This window comes from Undibacterium sp. TC4M20W (genome assembly GCF_049340245.1).
Taxonomy (GTDB): Bacteria; Pseudomonadota; Gammaproteobacteria; order Burkholderiales; family Burkholderiaceae_D; genus Undibacterium.
Genome location: NZ_JBMPPI010000003.1, coordinates 62515 through 85291, shown reverse-complemented (window position 1 = coordinate 85291; position 22777 = coordinate 62515). Strand labels below are relative to the sequence as shown.

The following is a 22777-nucleotide window of genomic DNA, read 5'->3' as shown; positions in this document are numbered from 1 at the left end:
TTGTTTTCCACATGAATCTGATATTCAGTGATCCGGATTGAATCCTGAACTCAGTTTTTAAAACTGCTTTCAGTGTATTTATGCAAACAAATCTTGTATGTAGAACAAATGTGCTACAGATGCCGATTGCGATTACGTCGTACAATGTCATATATGCAACCAACAAGTCTCAGTCCAGAAACAGGTCCCATTCATGTCGCAATCGTCGAAGACGATCACGATTTTTGTAATGCTCTGAGCCAGGCGGTACAGGAAGCAGAAGACATGCGTCTGGTTGGTATAGCCGACACACGCCTGGCTGGTCTTGTCATGCTGGAGGGGCCACCTGCAGATGTACTATTGGTTGATTTAGGTCTGCCGGATGGCTCTGGTATAGACATCATCAAGGCAGCAAGCACATGCTGGCCGAGTTGCAACATCATGGTCAGCACCAATTTTGGTGATGAAACACATGTCATGCGCTCAATTGAGGCAGGCGCTGCAGGCTATCTGCTGAAAGATAGTTCACCAACAAAAATGGCGGTTGAGATACGTAGCCTTGCTAGTGGTGGTAGTCCTATCAGCCCTATCATTGCAAGGCAGGTTCTGGCCCATTTCAGGCATAACAGCAATGAAAACTCCGGCACGCAAGAGCGAGTGCCTGACTCATCGCAACTACTATCAGCGCGCGAAAAAGAAGTACTGGATTTCATCACCAAAGGTTTTACGGCCAATGAAATTGCCAAACTGATGCAGTTATCCCCTTTTACGATACGTGCCTTTGTACGGAGGATATATAGCAAACTCAAGGTCAAATCCAGGACGGAAGCCATCTATGAAGCAAGGGCACTTGGTTTGTCACTTGATTGAAGTAGATGCGTCCATATTTTGCCGCCCCCAAACCTGTTCTGCGCACTCTGCATCATCTCTTTATGATGCAAAATAACCGCTATTCTCCGGCGAAGATACTGCTGACCATTTTGCTGACTTTGTTGATTCTGTTGACTGGTGCGGTAATCTGGCATGTGGCTGCAGACACTGCGCAATCGTCTGCATCAAGCCTGCATCTGACAGAAGCCCACTGGCAGCTCGCAAGTGAACCTGGCATGACTCCCCCGCCATCCATAGTCAACAGCAACAGTCTGCCAGCCAATTGGCAAACAGTGGCATTGCCGCTGGCACTTCCCGTTGCCTTGTTGCGCCAGGCTAAATCAGGCACAGGCAGTAATGCGGCGACCTCGATTACCTGGCTCAAGCTTTCGCTTACTGGCTTGCATGAGCAAGCTGCTCCGCTGGCACTGTATGCCAGTCGTATCAAAACCGATGGCAGCATCGCCGTCTATGCAGATGGCCATTTGATACACAGCGCGCAGCAACAAGGCCCATTATGGAATAGTACCCGCACTCCCCTATGGATAATTCTTGGCAAAAATAGCGGGGCCCCATACCCAAAAGAAATACTTATACGGCTTGAGCATTCGGCAAAAACGCAGATAGCAATGTCTTCTGTGTGGATAGGGAGCGTCGAATCATTACGCGGCCGCTACAATGTGCGTCAATGGCTGCAACAAGAATTGCCTGCCATGCTCAGTGCAGCATTTCTTGCTGTGGGCATATTCGCGCTTTTTGTATGGTTAAGGCGCAGACATGATATCGCTTACCTGCTTTTTTTCAGCCTCGCCGCGGCGTCCTTTTTACGTGGCTTGCACTTTTATGTAAGTTTTCCCATTGCAAACAACTGGTTTGCCTGGCTCACGGTCAATTCCCTGTTCTGGCTGGTCATTACAGTGCATTTCTATTTGCGCCTGCTGCATGGCAACCCACTGATCTGGCTTAGCCGTATCCTGACTGGTTTGACAGTATTGATCGCGGTATTAACGCTCCCAGTGCTTGCCGTGCTGCCAAATACGCCAAAAGTGACTCCACTGATCTATGTAATTGCGGCAATGATGGGCGCAGCAGTAGCACTAATTGGCGGAGTGAACGTCTGGCGTCGCTCGCGGGATGGGCAATTAGTCGCTATCGGTGTAGGGATATGCACTTTATTTGGCGTTACTGATTGGCTATTGCAAAATAATTTTATCAGCCCTGAGGCTTTGTATCTTGGTTCATATGCCAATGCCGTCGCCTGCACTATCTTCGGTATTGTGATGTACCGGCGCTATCTCAATGCCATCTTGGAGGTGGAATTATTGAATGCCAGTCTGGCGCATCGTTTGCAAGTTCGTGAAGCCGAGCTGGAATTAAGTTATCAGCGTTTGCGCGAGATTGAATTGCAGCAGCAAATCAGTGACGAGCGCCAGCGCCTGATGCAGGATATGCATGATGGACTGGGATCATCGCTGATCAGCGCGATAAGATCAGTAGACCGACACGACATCAGCAATAGCAAGGTTTCGCAAATCCTGAAAGATTGCCTGGATGATCTGAAACTGACGATAGATTCTCTGGAGCCAGTCGCTGCAGACTTGCTGTTACTACTGGCAACACTGCGCTTTCGCCTGGAGCCGCGCCTGGAGGGCACAGGCATCGTACTGCTGTGGGAAGTCCAGGAGTTACCTACTCTGCCCTGGCTGGATCCATCGAGTGCCTTGCATATACTGCGCATTGTCCAGGAAAGCATCGCAAACATACTGCGTCATTCACACGCCAGTGAAGTCAGGCTGACTACTGCAGTGGCAAACGGAGGTGTAGTAGATGGTGTGGAAGTGACAGTCACAGACAATGGCCGGGGCTTTGATGTTGCCAAAGCGCTTGATACCGTTGCTGGTCGCGGCTTGCACAATCAACAGCGGCGCGCCAGGGCGCTGAATGGCACGGTCAGTTGGGATTCAAACCCTGCCGGTACGCGCTTCACACTCTGGTTGCCACTACAACGGATACTGACTTAAACAGTGTCAGGTGGTGTTTTTATTTTTTTGAAAAATGCCTGCACATCTGCCAATTCTCTGGTGCGTGCGAAACTCGGCAGGCTTTGCCAGATGCGCTTGCCATAAGGCTTTGAAATAAGCCTTGGGTCGCAGATCATCAAAACTCCTTTGTCGCCCTCATCACGGATCAGGCGACCGGCACCCTGCTTCAAATTGATAATCGCTTCCGGCAATTGGTGATGAACAAAACCGTTCAAACCTTTTTTCTCCATCGCGGCTATGCGTGCAGACAATACCGGGTCATCGGGTGGAGCAAAAGGCAGCTTATCGATAATCACTAGGGACAAGGCATCGCCACGTACATCTACGCCTTCCCAAAAACTTTGACTACCTATCAGCACGCCATTGCCTGCTGCCCTGAAACGGTCGAGTAATTCAGTCCTGCCAGCATCGCCATGCACGAACAAAGGGAAGTCCAGGCCACGCTTTTGAAATTCCTCGCGCAAACGTTCTGCACTGTGTTTCACTGCTTTCAGGGTCGTACATAACAGGAAGGTCTTGCCACCAGCTGCTTCTATGACCGGCAATGCGGCATCAATGACCGCATCCATGTAGCCAAAGGAATTTGGCTGTGGCATGCCGTTCGGCACATACAAATAACCCTGCTCCTGATAATTAAAAGGACTTGGCCAGGTGCGCGCCGGCTGATCCCACAAACCCATTTGCGACACATAATGGCTGAAGTCATTCTTGACGGCCATGGTAGCGGATGTAAATATCCAGGCACGGGGCACGCCTTCGCGCTGCTTGTTAAAAATCGGGGCGATTGACAAAGGAGTGCGATGCAATTGCAAAGAAGTAGAGAACGCTTCTACCCACAATACATAGTCGCCGGATTTACCGTCATCTGCGGCATTCCATTTTTCATATTGCTCAGCCAGAGTGATGGCACGCGCCCGGCACTGCTCCAGGGTCTCGGCACGTTCGGCCTGTTTCTCCAGCACGGCAATCATGGCATCCATACTGGATTTCAAAGTTTCCAGGGCTTCAAAGAAAGGGCTGGATGGCGCAATCTGGTCTATGGAATAGCGCACGATATCTTGCGGGAAGGCCAGACGTAAATCGCGTGCAGCCCGCTCAACAGGGGCAACCAGCTTGGACCACTCCGCTCCATCCCGTGCATGCGACAGACCTTCTGCCTGTACATCGCGGCAAAGCTCGAGCACTTGCGAGGTTGAGACGGTATCGCCAAAAAACAGGGTTGCGGTTTCCGGTAATTGATGTGCCTCATCGAAGATGACTGTATTTGCAGAGGGTAATAACTCTGCAATACCGGTATCTTTCAAGGCCACATCGGCAAAGAACAGATGATGGTTCACCACGACCACATCTGCCTGCTGCGCCTCTTTGCGCGCCTTCATCACAAAACAGTCCTGATAATACTGGCACTCTGATCCCATGCAAGTATCTTTGGTCGAGGTCACCAGGCTCCAGACCGAGGCGTTTTCCGGCACCCGTGCCAGTTCGGCCTTGTCCCCCGTCATTGTGGTTTTAATGAAACGACTTATGTCACGCAGATAACCAACATCTTCACGCGAGCTCAGACGGCCATTTTGTATGGTTCTCTCAAGATGGTAATGACATAGATAGTTTGCCCTGCCCTTCAGCAAGGCAACCGATACTGGTGCCTTCAACACTTTGCGTATCGTAGGAATATCGCGCGAAAATAACTGATCTTGCAGGTTTTTTGTCCCCGTAGAGACAATAACCTTGCCCCCCCACAATAATGCCGGCGTCAGGTAGGCATAAGTCTTCCCGGTTCCAGTTCCTGCTTCTGCCAACAAGGTTTTTTGTCCTGCAATGGCATCAGCGATGGCTTTTGCCATCTCTGTCTGTGCCTGGCGCGGACGATAACCACTGATGGACGCACTTAATGGTCCGGTCAAGCCAAAAATATGTTCTACTTCTGTATCATGAATGCCGTTTGCATTCGGTGTGGCAAGTGGTTCAGTCAAAATGAGGCAATCAGAAACTAACTATAAAGCTAAGGAAAAGTGGATAATCATGCAGGGACATCAGGTGTCAATTGCATTCTTAGTAATGTAATATGATCTTTAAGCTGCAATTTGCGTTTTTTAAGACGCCGCAGTTGTAATTCATCATGAGAGGGATCTTTAATCAGGGTCTCGATTACCACATCCAGGTCTCTATGTTCAACCTCGAGCTCGATAATGCGTTGTTGTATTTGTTCAGGGTGGCTCATAGTCTTCTGGTTGCAGTAAAATAAAGTTTAATTAAGGAAAGACCATTTTTGGGTTTATCCCGTTAGTTTAATCTACCAAGACGTATGAGCCAATATAAGATCGAAGCTGGAACCGGACAACATATCGGCGACAGGCAGGAACAACAAGACCGCACTGCACTTTTTGCGGCACCACATGCGCCAGGTTATGTCATGGCCGTGGTGGCCGATGGCATGGGCGGCAAAAGCGGTGGCGCACTTGCCGCTGAGCAAGTCGTGCGCACGGCAAAACAATTATTTGATGAATTTTACCCAGGGAATGATGTACGCAGTCTTTTAGAAAATATCGTCAATGAAGCACACACAGTCATTAAACTGTCTGGAGTTTCATCAGAAAAAGAACCACATAGTACAGTAGTCGCACTGGTAATTACCCCGCAGCAAGAAGCTATCTGGGCCTATGTCGGCGATTCTCGCCTGTATCGGTTCGACGGCCCGAATTATGCCGAAAAAACCAAAGATCACTCTTATGTAGAAAAATTGGTGGATGAAGGCAAGATTACCGCAGAAGAAGCCAAGACCCACAGACTATCGAATATCCTGGTAAATGTACTTGGCTCAAGCACTGCAGCCCCCTATATCACCTTTGGTGAGCATACGCCTTTGAAAGCGCATGACAGTTTCTTATTGTGCTCAGATGGCCTCTGGCATTATTTTGAAGACCATGAGCTATCAGCAGCTGTTGCGGCCAATAGCCCTCGTCAGGCTTCAGAGTTCCTGATCAGAAAAGCCAGGGACAGAGCGAGTGGTCGTGGTGACAATTGCACCTTCGCGATTGTCAAACTGGTAGAGCCGCCCGCACAAGCCAAAACATATACAGTACAAAAAATGCGCAGAGCAGTCTGAATTTGCGCTGATGGCGCTACAAATCAGCTTTGTAGCGCCGTCAAATTCATTTACCCTTGTTTGCCATCAATTCCTGATTAGCTTTACGGTCAGCATTGACCTTTTGCATGTGCGGCCGCTCTGAAATAAATTTCACATAGTCACGCGTGGGCAATTCCGCCAGAAAATCCCTGCCATAAATAATCTTGGTCGCTATGGATATCAGTGGAAAATGCACAACGGCAGCACAATCTGCCAGTGTGAATTCCTTACCACCGACAAAAGGCTCAAACTTTGCGAGCTTTGCAAATGCAGGGATATTGCGGCTCAGTTGCTTTTCTACTTTTGCCTTGACCTCGTCAGTGATCTTGCCTCCAAAAAAGGCTTCGGCATAAAGCTCGCGTGCGGGCAACTCCATGTGCAGCTCAATAAAGGTAATCAATTCGCGTAATTTAGCGGCTGCGAATGAGTCTGCTGGCATCAGGGGATGATCAGGGAAGCGATTTTCCAGGTATTCAACGATGACTTGAGACTCACACAGCGAGCCGTGTTCAGTTTCTATATAGGGAATTTTCCCCAGAGGTGAATGCTGCAATAATTCAGGTGCTTTTCCGGTCCAGACTAATTGCTCCTCAAAGGGAATAGCTTTCTCCAAAAGCGCCAACTTGACTTTATTGTAGTAATTACTGACTGTAAAACCGCATAACTTGATCATATATCTCCATTCTTTATTTTTATTTGTACAACAAAAATTTGCAGTCAGGTCAGTAGAAACTGGCCTGCTGCATTCGGGCTTACCCGGATCATTAGGTGTTATTTTTCTTTCGGGAAGTCTATCATCTCAAAATCAATGACATTCGAATCTGGTTGCGCTTGCTGTTCCTGACTGGAAGGCTCATCCGGCGGCAAACCTGGCACATTTGCCCAGGCGCGATTTCTTTCAGGCGCACCAAAAGAATTCGACTTCTCAAGCTCATTTGCAACCGAGATCAGCAACAGGATATCGCGGTAAACCGGCAATTCAAAGCCCATGCGCTTACCATCCCTGTCGTCGACCAGAAGACTTTCAAGGAAAGGCAAAATGTCATTTGAGCTCCACATATTGCAGATGCGATTCATCAAGTGCTCAAAGTCATCAAGGTGTCTGCTAGGCAAGGTCGCCGGATCGACTTCAAATTCAGGGACATTTGCATTAAAAAATACAATGAACCTGTCTCTGAGCGTGTCGTATTTTTCTTTATTCGCAGTGACCCGGTATAAATCGATCAGGTATAGCCAAGGTACTGGCGACTCAGGGTGATCAACGTCAGCAAGGGGTTCAAGAATTTCAATCGCCCTTTGCGGGTCGTTGACAGAAATCCAGAATTCAGCTTCCTGAGTCACATCAGAAATTTCTTCTACCTTGACCGACTGACCTTTGGTGGAAAAGAAATTAAAGGTACTGCTATTACTGTCCTCCAGCGTCGGGACATAGGCTTTACTGAATATGGAAGGCGTGTCGAGCTTGCCAAGACTGCTATCTGCCGCAACTTTTCTGGATGGTTTTGTCACCGGGCGACTGGAGCCAGGCTCGTCGTCATCATGAACCTGATACAGTGAACTGGTTGTGGTAGGCCCATAAGAAGCCTGTATGCTGTCGACGATTTCTTCTATATTCTTTTTAGATTCAGGCTCAGAAGCAGGTTCTTTTTGCTGCCACCAGCTCTCATGCAATCTCTTACGCATGCGACTGACGTAGAGCAGGAGCAAAGCAATGATGGCGAGGCCTGCAGCGATGAATACACTCAGGCCCATCACCCAGTTGCGTGAAAAACTGGTTTCGTGAACCTCTTCGAGCGCCGCCTTATCCAGCTGACTCTGACGCTTGAGTTGTTGTGCTTCTTGTTGCAGGCTCAGAATTTTTTGTTGTTCATTCTTGAGCTTGTCAGCAGCAAGCTGCCCTGGTTTTTCATCCCGTAACATGGCAGCAAGCTGTGCCTGCGCTGCGCGCAACTCTTCAATATTGGACTGCGGTGTACCGATAGACAAACTGTCACTGAGACGCAAACCTTGCATTTGTTCCAGCACTGGCAAGTCATCCGATAGTCTCAGCGTATCTCTGGGCTTGCTGATTGGTTTGTCAGTCGATTTGGCTGGCTTTTTTTTTGTTGCAGGTGCATTACCGGGTATAGCAACAATTTCTGTCAACTCACTGGCGGGCTTCTCTTGCTTCTCTTTCCTGATGCGCGGCCTGATTTTTACCTGAGGCGTTTGATCGCCTGTCGCGACGTCTTTGCCTGCGATATCTTTACCAATTAAAGCTGGTGCAGGACTTGCTTTCCCTCTGGCAGAGCTAGCAGTTGGTGCTGTCAAAGCCGGCGCAGACAGAGGTGGGTCTAGCAGGATCAGAAATTCTCTATGCAACTGAATTTCGCAACCCATGTTCACCAATATCTTGACTGCGGGCTCGGCGATGGTGCTTCTGGTGACCAGAGTCAGGAAACGTGCTCCCCCCCCCTTTTGCACCAAAGTGACATTCACTGGGGCGATGGCGTAGCCATCTGGACTTTCGACTTTTGCCTTGAAGCAGGACTGATCGATTTCTGCCGCATCATTTCCCGTCAACTCCAACTGAGCCCGCAATTGCTGCCCCAGTGCTGACTGCACAGTCAGATTGCTAAACCCCAGTGCATACGCATTCCCTGTTGCGCCGGATGCCAGGGCACCAAGGCAAAGCAGGTGTAGCGTTGATCGGCGAAATGGAACAAAAATAATAATGACCTCAGAATGAAAGTAATTACTTCAGAAAATCAATTGTTATTCCTGAATGTATATTAACTGCAATCTTACTGGCTTTATAACAATCCTTGAAGTCGTTACCAAATGTAAAACGCAAACAAAGGTAACAATGTTTGTTGATTTCAACATATTTATCAATTGCAACAACAATACCTACTGCTACTTCCCTCAGCATACATCAAACTCTTAATGTATTTTCGATACATTTGAAAGAAAACTACGTATTAAAACAATGGCAAATGCAGGATATAGTCATTTAGTACAATTTGCTAAAAAGACACAAAGCTCAAATCATTTATGCCTTATTCATGCTTTACTAATGTCTTATTAAAGCAGAAATTCTATTATTTTTCAGGCACTTTCTATTTTTTACTGACATCCAGTATTTTATTTGCAATGCCGCGCAAGATATTCACCTCTTCAACCTCCAATTGCGTACGCGACAGCATGCGCTTCAGGCGAGGCATCAGTTTCTTGGGTTTATCCGGATTCAAAAACTCTATGGCGACAAGTGCTTGCTCCAGATGGGTATACATTCCATCTATTTCATTCACAGTTGCCAACTGCCCTTGAAAGCCGACATTCCCTGCAACTGGCGCACCAGTATCAGCAGCCATCCGGCATTCATAAGATAAGAGTTGTATCGCTTGCGCCAGGTTCAATGAAGAATAAGCGGGATTGGCGGGAATATTGATGAGGGCATGGCAATTCATGACGATCTCGTTAGGCAGGCCAAATCGTTCATTGCCAAAAATCAGTCCAATTTTGGCATGCTGACTTTGCACCATGGTTTCAGCAAATACCCTGGGTGTGAGAATGGGCGGTGAAAATTCGCGCAATCTGGCACTGACGGCGGCCACATATTCACATCCTTCCAAAGCTTCCTCAATGTGATCTACGATACGGGCACTGTCGAGTATGTCTTGCGCACCGCTGGCAAGGGCGATCGCTTCCGGGTTTTGCAGGGCGTCAGCAAAGCGCGGCTTGACCAGCACTAACTCACTAAAACCCATGGTTTTAATGGCCCTGGCGGCTGAACCAATATTGCCGGGATGACTGGTTTCAACCAGGACGAAACGCAGGCGCTGAAAAAGAGATGTGTCAGTTTTGGGCAAGTTCATTTAAAATAGCGGTATCCCGCGTTAATTTTTTATTCGGTTGTGCGTCTTGTTATACGTCTTATTTATCAGACGGATGGCAGTCGGACAAGAATTACGCACGCTCTTTATCATTTTTGTCTAGCATCTTAATGACATCCTTACTCTTTTTGAGGGATAGTCGTTTGCATGCTGCCATTTTATCGGAAACCTTATGCACCCAATGCTGAATACGGCAGTTAAAGCCGCTCGTCGTGGCGCGACGATTATCAATCGCGCATCTTTTGATCTTGACCGTGTCCAGGTCACAGAGAAACAATTCAATGATTTCGTGACTGAAGTCGATCATGCTGCCGAAGCTGCCATCATCGAAGTATTGACTTCTGCCTATCCTGATCATGCCATTCTGGCTGAAGAATCGGGTGCCTCCGCTAATTTGCATGACGAAAATGATAATGTCTGGATCATTGATCCACTCGATGGCACGACTAACTTTATCCACGGCTTTCCACAATACTGCGTTTCTATCGCCCTGCAACAACGCGGTGTGATCACACAAGCCGTCATTTATGACCCTACCCGCAATGAAATGTTCACAGCCAGCAAAGGCGCTGGCGCTTTCTTGAACGACAAACGTATCCGCGTTACCCGCTGCGACAAACTGGCTGATGCATTGATCGGCACAGGCTTCCCATCCCGCGACCTGTCTGGTCTGGATGAATACCTGGCCATGTTCAAAGTCATGACCACTAAATGCCAGGGTCTGAGAAGACCAGGCTCTGCCGCGCTTGACCTGGCTTATGTAGCTACTGGCCGTCTTGATGGCTTCTTTGAAAAAGGCCTGGCACCTTGGGACATCGCTGCCGGTTCACTCGTTATTACTGAAGCTGGCGGCATCGTCGGCAACTTCTCTGGTGATTCCGATTATCTGCATAAAGGTGATGTATTAGCAGGCACACCTAAAGTTTTTGCCCAGATGGTCAATGCATTGCAACCGTTTTCCGCTAAAAAGTAAATTCTCACGTCCCGGTTATTTGACCGGGACGCCCCTCTCTCCGGACTGGTGAAAATCAGTCTGGTCATAAAGAAACACAGTAAAACCACATGGCATCATTCAACGAACTCGGCTTATCCGAGAACATTGTCCGCGCAGTCAGCGAACAAGGCTATACCTCTCCAACGCCTATACAACAGCAAGCAATTCCTGCTGTCATCAAAGGCGGTGACTTGCTGGCTGGTGCGCAAACCGGCACTGGCAAAACAGCTGGCTTTACCCTGCCTATTTTGCAGCGTCTATCGACCTCGGCCAATGCGCCAAAAGACAAAACTAGCCGACGCCCTATCCGCGCCCTGGTACTGACACCAACCCGCGAGCTGGCAGCACAGGTAGAGGAAAGCGTCAATACCTATGGCAAATATGTGCCTCTAAATTCTGGCGTGATTTTTGGTGGCGTTGGCATCAATCCGCAAATCAAATTATTGAAGCAAGGTGTCGATATTCTGGTGGCAACACCTGGTCGCCTACTTGACCATCACCAGCAAGGCACGATAGACCTGCGCAATATCGAAATCCTGGTATTAGATGAAGCCGACCGCATGCTGGACATGGGCTTTATCCATGACATTAAAAAGGTATTGGCGATTTTGCCTGCCAAGCGTCAGAATTTGCTGTTCTCTGCCACCTTCTCCGACGACATCAAGGCACTGGCAGACCGCTTGCTTGATAACCCAGCAATGATAGAAGTCGCACGCCGCAACTCTACCGTTGAAGTCATCGCACAAAAAGTACACCCGGTTGATCGCGATAAAAAACACCCGATGTTGGCCCACCTGATCAAGACCCATAAATGGTCACAAGTGCTGGTGTTCACCCGCACCAAACATGGCGCCAACAAGCTGGTAGAACAATTAGGTAAAGACGGCATTGCCGCCATGGCCATCCACGGTAACAAGAGCCAGTCTGCGCGCACCAAGGCCTTGGCAGAATTCAAGGATGGCAGCCTGACCGTGCTGGTAGCGACCGACATCGCAGCACGTGGCATCGACATCGACCAGTTGCCTCACGTCGTCAATTACGATTTACCGAATGTGCCAGAAGATTATGTGCATCGCATAGGCCGCACTGGCCGTGCTGGCGCCACCGGCGAAGCAGTTTCCCTGGTTTGCGTTGATGAATTCAAATTGCTTGCAGACATAGAAAAACTTATCAAGCGTCAGATACCGCAAGAAATCATCGATGGCTTCATCCCTGACCCACATGCCAAGGCCGAACCTATACAGTTGCGCAGCTTTGATCATCGTGGCGGCGGAGGTGGTGGCAGAGGTCAACGTCCTGCAGGTAATGGCCGCGGACAGCCAGCACGCACACCGGGCAAGGCAGCGGCACCACAGGCAGCCAAACCTCGTCCAGCAGGCCCAAGACCAGCGGTAAAACAGTCAGCTCCGCGCAGGTCTGGCAGCCGTGGTAACGGTTAATATCCTGATCAAGCCGGATTAATAAGCACAAAGGGCCATTTTGGCCCTTTGTGCTTTATCCAATTCCGTTATCCTTAATGGAGTCGGAGCAACAAAGCCCGACAACCATAGACCAGGGCAATCGTCGATTATAATGCGCTCACCTGGAGCAAGTAGCTTCGCTTGTCGGGCATCGAATGTCATAGCAAATGGCGTAGGTTTTACTGCTGAAATTTTGAGCAAAATTTTATTGGCGTAGGTTTAGTTAAACAACATGACCAAAAGCTACGCTAAAACAGAAGTGTACAGATGTTTTGATGGGTTTTGGTGGTACTCAGACAAATAGTAACGCAGGCCACATTGACTATTAAAATCAAGCACTTACAAGAATAAATAATAAGAATCAACTACTTATGAGCAACAAGGAAACACAACACACCCCAATGATGCAGCAATATCTGCGCATCAAAGCAGACTATCCAGAAACTCTGGTGTTCTATCGCATGGGCGATTTTTATGAACTGTTTTTTGGCGATGCCGAAAAAGTTTCGCGTTTGCTGGGTATCACTCTGACCCAGCGTGGTAGCTCTGGTGGCGAACCGATCAAGATGGCGGGCGTGCCCTTCCATTCCCTGGAGCCTTATCTGGCCAAGCTGGTCAAGATAGGTGAATCAGCGGCAATCTGCGAACAGATCGGTGATCCGGCGACCAGCAAGGGGCCCGTAGAGCGCAAAGTCATGCGCGTGATCACCCCGGGTACGCTGACTGACACTGATTTGTTGCCTGAGAAATCTGACCGCCCATTGGTGTCGCTGTGCATGCTGCAGCAAAGAAAAACCGTCAGCATAGGCCTGGCCTGGCTGTCACTGGCCAGCGGCGCCCTGAAGTTGATGGAAGTATCGACGGATGAAAAATCCTTGCCACAACGTCTGCAACAGGAACTTGAACGTATCAGCCCTGCTGAAGTATTGCTGTCTGCCGGTACGCTTTTGCTGGATGAGCATTATGCTCAACTCCCGGGCAAATTCTCTGAATTACCCGACTGGCACTTTGATGTCAAGCAGGGGCAAAAAGCCTTGCAGGACCAACTGGGCACAGCCTCATTGACGGGCTTTGGGGTAGAAAACCTGAGTGCGGCACTGGGTGCCGCTGGTGCATTGCTGCGCTATGCGGAAAGCACGCAAGGCCGTGGCCTGAAGCATGTCAATACCCTTAATGTCGAGAGCGAACATGAATTCATAGGACTGGATACTGCGACGCGCCGCAATCTGGAATTGACAGAGACCCTGCGCGGTCAAGAATCACCTACGCTGTTTTCTTTGCTTGATCATTGCCGCACTGCCATGGGCTCACGCCTACTGCGTCACTGGTTGCACCATGCACGCCGCGATCAGGCAGTCGCCAGGGCACGTCATGACGCGATCAAGGCGCTGATACAGGCAGACTCCACCGATGGCCTGGCGACCACTTTAAAAGCCATCCCTGACATAGAACGTATTACGACGCGTATTGCCCTGCAGTCGGCGCGCCCACGTGATTTATCCGCGCTGCGTGATGGCATGCAAAACCTGCCGGGCTTGCGCAATTATGTCAGCCTGTGTATTGCCGATAACCAAACCAGCCTGCTTACCAAGGTCTTGTCTGATCTGGACACGCCAACAGAATGCCTGGATCTGCTGGAGCGTGGCTTGATGCTGCAACCAGCGACCATGGTACGTGACGGGGGTGTGATCGCGACTGGCTTTGATGCAGAGCTCGATGAATTGCGCGCACTGTCTGAGAATGCCGGGCAATTCCTGATAGATCTGGAAGTGTCAGAACGTGAACGTACCGGCATTGCCAATCTGCGCGTCGAATATAACCGTGTGCACGGTTTTTATATTGAAGTCACGAATGGGCAAAGCGATAAAGTGCCGGACAATTATCGACGTCGCCAGACTCTAAAAAATGCTGAGCGCTATATCACGCCAGAACTGAAGGCGTTTGAAGACAAGGCCTTGTCAGCACAGGAGCGTGCCCTGGTGCGTGAAAAAATGCTGTATGAACGCCTGCTGCAAGATTTGCTGCCACAAGTACCCCTGCTGCAAAGAGTGGCGAATGCAATTGCCCAACTCGATACCCTGGTCAGCCTGGCTGAACATGCCACCAAAAATAACTGGTGCGCGCCGCAATTGGTGGATGAACCTACGCTGCATATCGTCCAGGGTCGCCACCCTGTAGTTGAAAACCAGATAGAACGCTTTATCGCGAATGATTGCGATTTTTCTGCCGAGCGTAAATTATTGCTGATCACTGGCCCCAACATGGGTGGTAAATCGACCTTCATGCGCCAGGTGGCCCTGATCACGCTGCTCGCTTATGTCGGCAGTTATGTACCAGCCTCTGAAGTGACGATAGGCCCGATAGACCGTATTTTCACACGTATAGGTGCGGCGGATGACCTGGCCGGTGGCCGCTCTACCTTCATGGTGGAAATGACAGAATCAGCAGCCATCCTGAACGGGGCAACTGACCATTCACTGGTATTGATGGATGAAGTGGGTCGTGGCACATCAACCTTTGACGGCCTTGCCCTGGCATGGGCAATTGCCAAACATCTGATACAGGTATCCAAGAGCTACACGCTGTTCGCCACGCATTATTTTGAACTGACGCAATTACCTGAAGTGCACCCGTCTGCAGAAAACGTGCATTTATCGGCAGTGGAGCATAAGGAAAACATCGTTTTCCTGCATGCGGTACAGGCCGGCCCTGCCTCTCAAAGCTATGGTTTGCAGGTGGCGCAACTGGCGGGCATACCTCAGCCAGTTATCCGCTCTGCACGCAAGCATCTGGCAGATCTGGAAGCGCAATCACTGCAATCTACGCCACAGTTTGATTTATTCTCTTCAGCAGCTTTTGCACCAGAAGCGGAAGTCGTGGAACAGGCACCAATCAATACTGAATTGATGGATACGCTTGACACCATGGACCCGGATAGCATGACGCCAAGGGAAGCATTGGCAGCCTTGTACGAATTAAAAAACCTGGCAAAGCAGGCCTGATTTAAACAAGCCCCTACAAGTCCCTTCAAATGAAAAATGCCGCTGAAATCAATCAGCGGCATTTTTTATTACTGCTTAGTGCAAAGGGTGGCTGCGATATTCATCGCCAGTACCTTCGTCATCCTCATTATCTTCGTCGTGATGATGACCGTGAGCACCATGCACATGGCCATGGGCGACTTCTTCATCAGAAGCGGCACGTACATCTTCTACCGTCAGGCTAAAACGCAAAGCGATGCCAGCCAGCGGATGATTGCCATCAAGCACGACTTTATCGTCAGCAATATCCGTGACGGTAAAAATATGGGCATTGTCTTCATCGGCATCATCATCCGATTCTTCTGGCATGCCTTCAAACTGCATGCCGACTTCCAGCGGTGACGGGAAGCGCTCGCGTGGCTCGACCTTTACCAGGGCGGCATCGTAATCACCAAAGGCATCTTCAGGATTGAGTTGGATAATCGTGCTGAAGCCCTTTTCCTTGCCTTCCAGAGCCTCTTCTATCTTGGGAAACACATTGTCGTACCCGCCATGCAGGTAAACCATAGGCTCCTGACCTTCTTCTATCAGATTGTCTTGTGCGTCTTTCAAGGTATAGACTGCAGTAACAACTGAATTTTTGCCTATCTTCATAGCAATTCCTTAAAAATTTATGTGCCTTGCGATTATACCTGTCTAGTCGAGTCCTTTGCCTCAGCCTATAATGCGGGCATGAAAAAAAATACCACTCCCCTGCCCCTGCTGGGCGGCATTACAGCAGAAGAATTTCTCAGCGAATACTGGCACAAGAAGCCCTTGCTGATACGCCAGGCTATTCCTGACTTCCAGCCACTGATCCCCAAAGATGATTTGTTTGACATGGCTGGCCGTGAGGATGTTGAATCCAGGCTCATCAGCTTCTTCAACAAACACTGGGAAATGAAGTCTGGCCCGCAGGCCAGCATACCAGTCAAGGAAAAGAAAGACTGGACCCTACTTGTCCAAGGGGTTAATTTGCATGATGACAAGGCTGATGCGCTGCTCAGGCAATTTCGCTTCATCCCTGACAGCAGACTTGATGACCTGATGATCAGCTTTGCCGCTGACGGCGGTGGCGTTGGCCCACATTTTGATTCTTATGATGTATTCCTGCTGCAGGCGCATGGTCAGCGTAAATGGCGCATAGGCGCACAAAAAGACCTGACATTGATTGATGGCATGCCTCTCAAGATTTTGCGCAACTTCAAGGCTGAACAGGAATTCGTGCTGGAGCCGGGCGACATGCTCTATCTGCCGCCAAAATATGCCCATGATGGTGTCGCTATCGGTGAGTGCATGACTTACTCCATAGGTTTCCGTGCGCCGTCTTACCAGGAACTGGGGGAATCCTTCCTGCACTTCATGTCTGACTCGATAGACTTGCCAGGACGATATGCAGACCCTGACCTGAAAGTCAGTACCAAACCGGCAGAAATCAGTAATGAAATGCTGGAGCAGGTTGCTGAAGAGATTGCCAAGATTCAATTTACTGATGATGACGTACTCATTTTCCTGGGTGAACACCTGACCGAGCCCAAGCCCAGTGTTTTCTTCAGCGGACCGGAAAAACCACTGGCACCTAAACGCTTCCATCAATCGGCCCTGAAAAATGGTCTGAAGCTATCGCGCAAGTCGTTGATGTTATATAAAGGCAAACATGTGTTCATCAACGGAGAGTCGTTCGCCGTTGGCAAAGAAGACAAAATTTGCCTGAACAAATTAGCAAATCAAAGAGAGCTGGACGGCGCTGATCTGGCGAATATTTCCGCAGATGCGATAGAAACTTTTTGCCTTTGGTATGAAGACGGCTGGCTGGATCTACGTCAATGATTGCTGCAACGCGTCATTATTTTGAAATATGAAAGAAAATTTTCTTCCTAAAAGTAGTTTATTTTCATGGAAAACCTGAAATTTCCTACTAAAAATAGCGTCTTGTCTAGAAATAATGATTGATTTGAGTGCAAAAATGCATCTATGCCTATTCCATTAATGGAAAAATCATTATAATTCCGGGTTAGGAAACTTTCGTAGGGGCCGAATGTCGTTTTGGCGAGAAGCTCGCGAATTAACCTATAGAGCGATAATTACCGGTAATTATTCATCGCAAAGTTTTGATCTTCTTTTTTGATCTATTTATTGAAAGTACAAACATGAAAAAATCACTCTTGCTCGTTTCCCTGTTGGCATTGACTCTGGCTGCTTGCGGCGAGAAAAAAGCTCCTGAAGCATCCGCTCCAGCAGCTTCCGCATCTGCAACAGCACCAGCACCAGCTTCTACTCCAGCAGAAGCCCCAGCAGCAACTCCAGCTCCAGCTCCAGCTTCTGACGCAGCTGCAGCATCTGGCGCAGCTCCTGCGGCATCTGCAGCAGCTTCCGCTCCAGCAGCAGCTTCTGCATCTGCTTCCAAGTAATTTTTAATTACTTAAGAAAAACCGGCTTTCAGCCGGTTTTTTTTCGCCTTGAAATAGGCAAACAGTCATAACAAAGAAGCAAACAAGTTAAAGCGCAAAGATATAAAAAAAGCCACGAATCATCGTGGCTTTTTTGTATCAAGCAAAAACTGTTTTTTGCAAGAGCTTATTTCTTCAACACCAGCTCGCTTGGCAAGCTATGCAGATAAGCAGCGATATTTTGTATATCCTGGTTTGACAATGCCTTGGCCTGTGTTGCCATGGTCGGGTTGGAACGGCCATTTGCTGCATCACCTCCACGCTGATAAGCGTGCAAAGCCTGGGCAATGTAATCGGCGTGCTGACCAGCTAACTTAGGATAGCTGGGATCGATAGGCTTGGAATAATTGTCACCATGGCAAGAAGCGCAATTGAATTTTTTTGCCGCTTCTTTACCAGCTTCTATATTGCCACCCGCATGAGCTGCGAAAGACAAAGTGGACAACAAAGTTGCCATCAACAGAGTTTTCTTCATGATCGTATCCTATTCCTATTTCTATTCTTATTTTTGTTGAGAGTAATATGCCGCCAGATCTGCGATGTCCTGCTCTGTCAAACTGCCAGCAATACCACGCATGGATGGATGCTTGCGATCACCTTTTTGGTAGGCCTTCAAAGCACTCTCTATGTATTTGGCAGATTGCCCACCTATCATAGGCACCTGATACACCTCAGGGAAGCTCGCTTTGTAGCCAGGAATACCATGGCAACCAATACACATCGCGATTTTTTTATCAGCAGCATCTTTAGGATTGCCAACCGGATCTGCCGCAGTAGCAGCTTGAGCGAGGCTCGCCATAGCGAGGAGTGCAAACAATTTTTTCATATTAGCGATTATTAATTAGCAGGCAGATCAATAAATTCAGTGTTTTGATATAACTCAGCATTTTAGCTGATTACAATCAAATTTGCGTAAAAAACCTGGTACACGCGCCTCTCCAAAGGGCAAAAAAGCTGCACTTACGCAACTCCGGGTAAAAAAATTATTGCCTTTCTGCGCTGTCTGCACAGAAAAAAGAACAGCCGTTCACAAGAGGACAAATTCTCGCTTATACTCTTTACACTCTCAAGCAACCCTACACGTCGAGTTTATATCCATGACACAAGCGCCAACTACTTTACGCTTTGACGGTGCCGACAATTATGTCGCTACCGATGATTTGAAACTGGCAGTCAATGCTGCCCTGAGTCTGCAACGTCCACTCTTGATCAAAGGTGAGCCAGGCACAGGCAAGACCATGCTGGCAGAAGAAGTCGCTGCCGCCCTGAACATGCCCCTGATGCAATGGCATATCAAGTCCACGACCAAAGCACAGCAGGGACTGTATGAGTACGATGCTGTTTCGCGCCTGCGTGATTCCCAACTCGGTGATGAAAGAGTCAAAGACATCCACAACTACATCATCAAAGGTGTGCTGTGGCAGGCCTTTACTGCTGACGAGCCTGTGGTTTTGCTTATCGATGAAATCGACAAGGCAGACATAGAATTCCCGAATGATTTGTTGCGTGAGCTGGACCGCATGGAGTTTTATGTCTATGAAACCCGCGAGATGGTGCGCGCCAAACATCGCCCGCTGGTCATTATTACGTCCAACAATGAAAAAGAGCTGCCAGATGCCTTCTTGCGCCGCTGCTTCTTCCATTACATCAAATTCCCGGACAAGGAAACGATGCAAAAGATCGTTGATGTGCATTTCCCAAAATTAAAATCAGACTTGCTGGCCCAGGCATTGCAAACTTTTTACGAAATCCGCGATGTTGCCGGCCTGAAGAAAAAACCTTCCACCTCGGAATTCATAGACTGGTTAAAACTTTTGCTAGCAGAAGATATACCGGCAGAAGCGATGCGCAGCAAGGACAATAAAGCCATTGTCCCTCCCCTGCATGGAGCCTTACTAAAGAATGAGCAGGATGTGCATTTATTTGAACGCCTAGTGTATATGTCACGCACTAATCGCTAAACAAGATGCAATGATAAAAATGGCGCTGCAGTGCAGCGCCATTTTTTTACGACTCAATTAATGCACTTGCTTATTGCGCTTGCCTATTGTGCTTGCTTCAGTTGCTCCAGAATAGCTGGATTTTCCAGTGTCGAAATATCCTGGGTAATTTCTTCGCCCTTGGCCAATACACGCAGCAAGCGACGCATGATTTTGCCAGAACGTGTCTTGGGCAAATTATCACCAAAGCGGATTTCCTTGGGCTTGGCGATAGGGCCAATTTCTTTCGCTACCCAGTTGCGCAATTCAGTCGCAATTTGTTTGGCTTCATCACCTGTTGGGCGTGTACGCTTCAATACCACGAACGCACAAATCGCTTCGCCAGTAGTCTCATCGGGCTTGCCAACTACAGCAGCTTCTGCGACCAGCGGGTTTGCCACCAGGGCAGATTCAATTTCCATCGTACCCATGCGGTGACCAGAGACATTCAACACGTCATCGATACGGCCAGTGATGGTGAAATAGCCGGTATCTTTATTGCGTATCGCGCCGTCACCGGCCAGATAAACTTTGCCGCCGAACTCTTCCGGGAAATAGCTTTTCTTGAAGCGCTCAGGATCGCCCCAGATCGTGCGTATCATTGACGGCCAAGGACGTTTGACAACCAGGATACCGCCCTGCCCGTTCGGCAAATCATGGCCAGTTTCATCAACAATGGCGGACATGATGCCTGGCAAAGGCAAGGTGCAGGAACCAGGCACCATAGGTGTTGCGCCTGGCAATGGTGTCATCATATGGCCACCCGTTTCTGTCTGCCAGAAGGTATCAACAATCGGGCAATTGCTGCGGCCAATATTATTGTAGTACCACATCCAGGCCTCAGGATTGATAGGCTCACCAACAGAACCCAGCAGGCGCAGGGAGGACAAATCATATTTATTGGGATGGATATTGGCATCACCATCCGCAGCCTTGATCAGCGAACGTATCGCTGTCGGCGCAGTATAGAAAATGGTGGCCTTGTGTTTTTCTATCATGCTCCAGAAACGCCCGGCATTCGGGAAGGTTGGTATGCCTTCAAACACGATTTCAGTAGCGCCTGCCGCCAGTGGGCCATAGGTAATATAGGTGTGGCCCGTGACCCAGCCTATGTCGGCGGTACACCAGAACACATCAGACGGTTTGATATCGAAGGTCCATTTCATCGTCAGGATAGCCCACAACAAATAGCCACCCGACGAATGCTGCACACCTTTTGGTTTACCGGTAGAGCCTGAGGTATAGAGTATGAACAGAGGATGTTCTGCGCTGACCCATTCAGGCTCACACACTGCGGATTGCGTAGCTACCAGCTCATGCATCCAGACATCACGACCAGCCGCAATATTAACATTGCCACCTGTACGCTTATAGACGACAACGCTTTTTACCTTTTCGCAATCGCCTAGAGCCAGCGCTTCATCGACGATGGCCTTCAGGGGTAAATGCTTGCCGCCACGGACTTGTTCATCGGCAGTGATAACAGCAACCGCACCCACATCCACGATACGTTCTTGCAGGGATTTTGCTGAGAAGCCACCAAACACCACGGAGTGTGTTGCACCTATGCGTGCGCAGGCCTGCATGGCAACCACGCCTTCAACGGACATGGGCATGTAGATCACAACACGGTCACCCTTGCTGATACCCAGAGACTTCAAGCCATTGGCAAACTGACAGACTTTTGCATGCAAATCCTTGTACGTTACCTTGGTAACATCACCACCATCCGCCTCAAAAATCAGCGCTACTTTATCGCCATTGCCTTTTTGCAGATTCACATCCAGACAGTTGTAAGACACGTTCAATAAACCATCTTCAAACCATTTGTACATGGGTGCGGTGGATTCATCCAATACCGTACTGAAATCTTTGTGCCAGTGCAGGTTTTCGCGTGCCAGACGCGCCCAGAAACCTTCGTAATCCTGTTCAGCTTCTTTGCATAGTGCGTTATACGCTTCCATGCTTGGGATAGCTGCATTGGCAACAAATGCGGCCGGGGGGTAAAAAACGCGGGATTCTGTTTTAGCTTCAGCTTGCGCAGCGTTGAGGTCAGACATTGTTATCTCCAGCTTGTTATCGTTAGATTAAAATCTTCACTACAGCTTCACCCCAAGCTGGCATTGCACCAGATTGTGGCAGTAATTATCACCTTTAAGCACAGGGCAAACCATAAACTTGGAGACTTACTCAAGCCTTACGCTTGCACTTTTGAAAAATGATACCACAAAGATACCATTACATCTCCACTACATACCTGATATTGAAATAGCTATATCTGCCGCGCTACACGAGCAGGCCCTGCACATGTAAAATACTGACTTGCGTTAAAAACTGCCCTTTCCACCAACGATTGCCGACATGACCAAACCAGTTGCCCCAGCCAAACTATCTCCCCTTGCCAGCCTGATTTTCTTTAGCCGCTGGCTGCAGCTACCACTTTATCTCGGATTAATACTTGCGCAATGCGTTTATGTATTTCACTTCTGGGTGGAACTGGTGGATTTGATAGGTGCAGCAATGGGTAACGAATCCGCGCTGAAGCATATCTTGGACGCAGTTTCCACCGGTGGCACGAGACCAAGCAAACTCACAGAAACCACCATCATGCTGGTCGTGCTTGGCTTGATTGACGTCGTCATGATTTCCAACTTGCTCATCATGGTGATTATTGGCGGTTATGAGACTTTTGTATCTCGCCTGGGCCTGGATGGACATCCTGACCAGCCCGAATGGCTGTCTCATGTCAATGCATCAGTACTTAAAGTCAAACTGGCCATGGCGATTATTGGCATTTCATCCATCCATTTATTAAAGACTTTTATCAATGCAGGCAATTACGACGGTCAAGTCATACTTGCCCAGACGGGCATACACATGGTGTTTTTGTTGTCGGCCCTGGCAATTGCGCATTGCGATCGCATCATGACGGATACCGCACTGGCGGCCGATAAACATTGATAGTTGCCTATTGATAGCTA

The 22777-nt window shown here is 48.8% G+C and carries 19 protein-coding genes; 9 read left to right on the top strand and 10 right to left on the bottom strand.

The genetic code is table 11. The features are described 5' to 3' along the window. Positions 1-153 precede the first annotated feature (153 nt). Both ACO0LL_RS04850 and ACO0LL_RS04845 read left to right on the top strand, forming a co-directional pair. Complete coding sequence (locus ACO0LL_RS04850; RefSeq protein WP_422949757.1) at positions 154-849, top strand: response regulator; 696 nt, start codon at positions 154-156, stop codon at positions 847-849. Between the two features lie 62 nt (positions 850-911). Continuing rightward, positions 912-2870, top strand: coding sequence for an ATP-binding protein (locus ACO0LL_RS04845; protein WP_422949756.1), 1959 nt, complete (start codon positions 912-914; stop codon positions 2868-2870). Here the strand turns inward: ACO0LL_RS04845 and ACO0LL_RS04840 are convergent. Together ACO0LL_RS04840 and ACO0LL_RS04835 are read right to left on the bottom strand one after the other, a co-directional pair. Then, positions 2867-4867, bottom strand: a complete 2001-nt coding sequence (locus ACO0LL_RS04840) for an ATP-dependent DNA helicase (RefSeq protein ID WP_422950013.1) — start codon at positions 4865-4867, stop codon at positions 2867-2869. The two genes, ACO0LL_RS04845 and ACO0LL_RS04840, sit on opposite strands and share 4 nt — an antisense overlap. 44 nt (positions 4868-4911) lie before the next feature. Then, the gene (locus ACO0LL_RS04835) at positions 4912-5112 is read right to left on the bottom strand and encodes a YdcH family protein (protein WP_162041241.1); all 201 of its coding nucleotides are present in this window, start codon (positions 5110-5112) and stop codon (positions 4912-4914) included. Positions 5113-5196: 84 nt separating this feature from the next. On the opposite strand from ACO0LL_RS04835, the gene ACO0LL_RS04830 reads away from it, so the two are divergent. Continuing rightward, complete coding sequence (locus tag ACO0LL_RS04830) at positions 5197-5997, top strand: PP2C family protein-serine/threonine phosphatase (protein ID WP_162041240.1); 801 nt, start codon at positions 5197-5199, stop codon at positions 5995-5997. Positions 5998-6043: 46 nt separating this feature from the next. On the opposite strand, the gene ACO0LL_RS04825 is transcribed toward ACO0LL_RS04830, so the two are convergent. The 3 genes from ACO0LL_RS04825 to ACO0LL_RS04815 all read right to left on the bottom strand — a co-directional run bounded on the left by ACO0LL_RS04825 (position 6044) and on the right by ACO0LL_RS04815 (position 9875). Then, positions 6044-6691, bottom strand: a complete 648-nt coding sequence (locus ACO0LL_RS04825) for a glutathione S-transferase (protein ID WP_422949755.1) — start codon at positions 6689-6691, stop codon at positions 6044-6046. 98 nt (positions 6692-6789) lie between these two features. Then, positions 6790-8622 (bottom strand): type IV pilus assembly protein FimV, encoded by a 1833-nt coding sequence (locus ACO0LL_RS04820; protein ID WP_422949754.1) that lies wholly within the window; start codon positions 8620-8622, stop codon positions 6790-6792. A gap of 494 nt (positions 8623-9116) precedes the next feature. After that, positions 9117-9875 carry an RNA methyltransferase gene (locus ACO0LL_RS04815; protein WP_422949753.1) on the bottom strand — a complete coding sequence of 253 codons (759 nt, stop codon included), beginning with the start codon at positions 9873-9875 and terminating at the stop codon, positions 9117-9119. Between the two features lie 199 nt (positions 9876-10074). On the opposite strand from ACO0LL_RS04815, the gene ACO0LL_RS04810 reads away from it, so the two are divergent. The 3 genes from ACO0LL_RS04810 to mutS all read left to right on the top strand — a co-directional run bounded on the left by ACO0LL_RS04810 (position 10075) and on the right by mutS (position 15349). After that, entirely contained in the window at positions 10075-10866 is a 792-nt protein-coding gene (locus tag ACO0LL_RS04810) for an inositol monophosphatase family protein (RefSeq protein WP_422950012.1), read from the top strand. An 89-nt stretch (positions 10867-10955) separates the two neighbouring features. Further along, positions 10956-12326, top strand: a complete 1371-nt coding sequence (locus ACO0LL_RS04805) for a DEAD/DEAH box helicase (RefSeq protein ID WP_422949752.1) — start codon at positions 10956-10958, stop codon at positions 12324-12326. Positions 12327-12718: 392 nt separating this feature from the next. After that, positions 12719-15349 (top strand): DNA mismatch repair protein MutS, encoded by a 2631-nt coding sequence (mutS, locus tag ACO0LL_RS04800; protein ID WP_422949751.1) that lies wholly within the window; start codon positions 12719-12721, stop codon positions 15347-15349. 75 nt (positions 15350-15424) lie between these two features. Here the strand turns inward: mutS and ACO0LL_RS04795 are convergent, their stop codons facing one another. Next, positions 15425-15982, bottom strand: a complete 558-nt coding sequence (locus ACO0LL_RS04795; RefSeq protein WP_422949750.1) for an FKBP-type peptidyl-prolyl cis-trans isomerase — start codon at positions 15980-15982, stop codon at positions 15425-15427. Between the two features lie 78 nt (positions 15983-16060). Here ACO0LL_RS04795 and ACO0LL_RS04790 point away from each other — a divergent pair, with 78 nt between their 5' ends. Beyond that, positions 16061-17197 (top strand): JmjC domain-containing protein, encoded by a 1137-nt coding sequence (locus tag ACO0LL_RS04790; protein WP_422949749.1) that lies wholly within the window; start codon positions 16061-16063, stop codon positions 17195-17197. Between the two features lie 444 nt (positions 17198-17641). Here the strand turns inward: ACO0LL_RS04790 and ACO0LL_RS04785 are convergent, their stop codons facing one another. The 3 genes from ACO0LL_RS04785 to ACO0LL_RS04775 all read right to left on the bottom strand — a co-directional run bounded on the left by ACO0LL_RS04785 (position 17642) and on the right by ACO0LL_RS04775 (position 18643). Further along, positions 17642-17764, bottom strand: coding sequence for a hypothetical protein (locus ACO0LL_RS04785; RefSeq protein ID WP_422949748.1), 123 nt, complete (start codon positions 17762-17764; stop codon positions 17642-17644). 180 nt (positions 17765-17944) lie between these two features. Beyond that, positions 17945-18292: a c-type cytochrome gene (locus ACO0LL_RS04780; protein WP_422949747.1), complete on the bottom strand. Its 348-nt coding sequence runs from the start codon at positions 18290-18292 to the stop codon at positions 17945-17947. A 27-nt stretch (positions 18293-18319) separates the two neighbouring features. Then, positions 18320-18643 carry a c-type cytochrome gene (locus ACO0LL_RS04775; protein ID WP_162041229.1) on the bottom strand — a complete coding sequence of 108 codons (324 nt, stop codon included), beginning with the start codon at positions 18641-18643 and terminating at the stop codon, positions 18320-18322. 271 nt (positions 18644-18914) lie between these two features. On the opposite strand from ACO0LL_RS04775, the gene ACO0LL_RS04770 reads away from it, so the two are divergent. Beyond that, entirely contained in the window at positions 18915-19778 is an 864-nt protein-coding gene (locus ACO0LL_RS04770) for an AAA family ATPase (RefSeq protein WP_162058843.1), read from the top strand. A gap of 83 nt (positions 19779-19861) precedes the next feature. Here ACO0LL_RS04770 and acs read toward each other — a convergent pair whose 3' ends face one another. Continuing rightward, the gene (acs, locus tag ACO0LL_RS04765; protein WP_422949746.1) at positions 19862-21856 is read right to left on the bottom strand and encodes an acetate--CoA ligase; all 1995 of its coding nucleotides are present in this window, start codon (positions 21854-21856) and stop codon (positions 19862-19864) included. Positions 21857-22157: 301 nt separating this feature from the next. Between acs and ACO0LL_RS04760 the strand changes: the two genes are divergently transcribed. Continuing rightward, positions 22158-22757, top strand: a complete 600-nt coding sequence (locus ACO0LL_RS04760; RefSeq protein WP_422949745.1) for a YqhA family protein — start codon at positions 22158-22160, stop codon at positions 22755-22757. Positions 22758-22777 lie beyond the last annotated feature (20 nt).